Annotated in this window: 3 protein-coding genes and 1 pseudogene; all 4 read right to left on the bottom strand. The window is 39.2% G+C overall.

Annotated elements, in window-relative coordinates; genetic code table 11:
• A pseudogene (locus AACR75_RS16255) lies at positions 1-121 on the bottom strand (GNAT family N-acetyltransferase); the annotation flags it as partial.
• A 137-nt stretch (positions 122-258) separates the two neighbouring features.
• Complete coding sequence (locus AACR75_RS16250) at positions 259-1,188, bottom strand: DUF2971 domain-containing protein (RefSeq protein ID WP_047691114.1); 930 nt, start codon at positions 1,186-1,188, stop codon at positions 259-261.
• Between the two features lie 621 nt (positions 1,189-1,809).
• A complete protein-coding gene (locus tag AACR75_RS16245; protein WP_047691112.1) occupies positions 1,810-2,301 on the bottom strand; it encodes an AAA family ATPase in 492 nt (163 codons plus the stop codon).
• A 145-nt stretch (positions 2,302-2,446) separates the two neighbouring features.
• Entirely contained in the window at positions 2,447-2,665 is a 219-nt protein-coding gene (locus AACR75_RS16240) for a hypothetical protein (protein WP_047691110.1), read from the bottom strand.
• Positions 2,666-2,794 lie beyond the last annotated feature (129 nt).

Below are 2,794 nucleotides of genomic sequence, written 5' to 3'. Positions count from 1 at the left end.
TTTCTTCTCTGTCGATCGGAGTTAAAAAACCGACTGAAGCACCACTCTCAACACAATCTATAAGCAATGAATTTAACTGAACTGAGACGCTAGAGGTTGAATTAATTTCCTTTATTTCCACTGAACTATCCTTGTAATTTAACGCCCAATTAAGGGGTGAGCAACGCCACCACCCAACCTAAAGCATTGTGCCGTAAACACTAAAATTGAAGTAGAAGCAAAAATGCCAAGCGTTGGGAATCCCTCTTAAATTGTTTGTTATGTTCGATCCATTTCGCTGAACTTTAAAGTGTAAAAGTCTCGATTTAGTGAAGCTTTCCACTGCTCTACATTAGGGTAGTTATAAAGGTATTGTTGATAACTATCTATTGTACTTTCACTAACATTAAGACCGTAGATTATAGACTTAGCATGACCTACTTTAAAAAGGTATAGACTGCTAGGATCATCGCTAAGCTGAGCTAAGTTATTGGCATAGACTTCTCGTTCTATTTCATAAGATAGCTTATCCAGATACACAGTAAATCTACCATAACTATCTTCGCTACCAATAGTAAGTAGTTTGTTTAACACATGTTTATTTTTTAAACGGTGAATATCGGAAACAATGACTTTGTCTGCTTGATCTAGACGAAGAGTCACACGATGCTCTTTTTCGTATATCCATTCATCGCTTTTCTGTTGAAAAATTTCAAATAAAATACGATCTTGACCTTCCGCAGAGATATTAGAGTAATCAAAGTCAAATCGATCAACACGGTATCTAGGCTGTTTTCGGTACATAACAGGAAGACACTCGCCACGAAACATGCCAAAACCGTCAAATAAACTAGTTGAATTTATCTGTGGCTCATGTAAATGGGTAAACATATTGCCATTAAAAGCAGATTGAGCCCAAAAACCGATAACTGCACCTTTATGCTCGTTAGCATAGTGAGACCACATTAGTAAATTATCTTTAGCTTCAGTTAAGCTAATAACACCGATTCTACTTTTATTTTCCTCAATATAAGAGATCAGCTCGTCTGGAGACTCACATATTTCGAAATAAGGACTGAGATCAGACAGAGCCTCTTTACAATAGGTTGCTTCAAATGGATCATTTAGTGCCGACAATTGAGTTGCTCTGATATAGCCTTCTTTCAAAAAGTACTCAGGGTTCGACATATATTTATATAAAAGTTTCAATACAACTCCCATGTTGAATGCGGTTCGAGAACATAACGCCCGGCTAAGGGGTTGACAACGCACCATCGAACTCAAAAAACACACCGTAAACACTGAACTTCAATTTTGCACTAAAGTCACCACGCGTTGGCAATCCCTCTTGAGCCGTTTGTTATGCAAATTCAATGAGATAAATCGACTTTACACGACCAAAAACCACAATTGCAATGGCTGAGTGATTCAAGAATCAACCCAAGCAAGAACTGCGATAAATAAGAAAACTCAACAAGCAAGACTTTCAGAAAATGCGAAATGCTCGATTAACTTGCCCTTTCCACACTTTACGCACGCTGAATTGACAACAAACCAGCGCTAAAACTGATTGAGGCAAACAAAGAACCTTGCTTGTTTTACGGCTTGAGTTAACCACGAATCTGAGGGTAAAAATGCTTATTTGCCGACAATACAAAACGAATGACCGGAGAAATCTAAAAAGATTGAACCCCTAAATTTACCTGAGTTGCATAACGCCCAATTAAGTGGTGAACAACGCACTGACCAAGCCACTGCATTGCACCGTAAAGCACTTTACTCAACGCATAGTAAAACTGCCACGCGTTGAGAATCCACTTGAATTGTTTGTTATAAGCGTGGTTGAGCATCCCGATGAACCAAAATGACATTTTCATTCGACACCGGTATTTCAAACCAAGACCAGAACAATTTCAACATTTCAGGTGTCATTTCATACGACTTACCATCCAAGTCTGAATTACGTGAAAATGCCCTTTGTTGGCATATTTCGAATGGAACATCAAGATAGTGAACTTCACTCTCAACGCCCACTTCTGATGCCCAGCTCGTAAAAGTGTCTCGGTCAGCTTTACGCCAGAAACCAAAATCGAAAATAACCGGAACACCGAGAGCAAAAAGCTGGAGAGCAGACTCTTTGAATAAATCTTGAAGCGTAGCCAAGCGACTGTCGAAGACTTCACGCTCCATATGTTCACCATATAAAGGAATCATCCATTCATCAATGGAGAAGCGAAAAGCTCCATGCTTATTTGCAAGCTCCTTGGAATAGGTAGTTTTACCCGAACCAATAAAACCGCATACAAAATAGATTTTGGTCATAATTCCTCTTTAGCTTATAACGCCCAATTAAGTGGTGAACAACGCACTGGCCAAGCCACTGCATTGCACCGTAAACACTTTACCTAACGCATAATAAAACTGCCACGCGTTGAGAATCCACTTGAATTGTTTGTTATGTATATTTTTAATCGGTACGCTCAGGGTCTCTGTATTCTCCGTGTGTTTTGCTAGCCGCCCCTACCTTGTTTTCGGCTACTAGCTTTTGAATAACTTTTTGGAAATCGACATCAGGGTGTTTTTCTGTCCATAGACTTTGAACTAGATCTATATTGAACAAGCCGAAATCAAGGTTCTCTAAAATGATATCTTCAAGTTCTTCTGCAAATACTTCTATATTTTCCATATTTCATCCTTATATACATAACGCCCGGCTAAGGGGTTGACAACGCATAGCCGAACTCAAAAAACACACTGTAAACACTGAATTTCAATTTTGCACTAAAGTCGCCACGCGTTGGCAATCCCTCTTGAG

Source organism: Vibrio sp. ZOR0018 (assembly GCF_963865925.1).
Taxonomy (GTDB): Bacteria; Pseudomonadota; Gammaproteobacteria; order Enterobacterales; family Vibrionaceae; genus Vibrio; species Vibrio anguillarum.
Note: the sequence above shows the minus strand (reverse complement) of the source record. Positions and strands in the feature narration are given on the sequence as shown.

Coding starts and splice junctions, on each gene's coding strand:
- AACR75_RS16245 (WP_047691112.1), bottom strand. CDS start 2,301: ATGACCAAAATCTATTTTGTATGCGGTTTTATTGGTTCGGGTAAAACT.
- AACR75_RS16240 (WP_047691110.1), bottom strand. CDS start 2,665: ATGGAAAATATAGAAGTATTTGCAGAAGAACTTGAAGATATCATTTTA.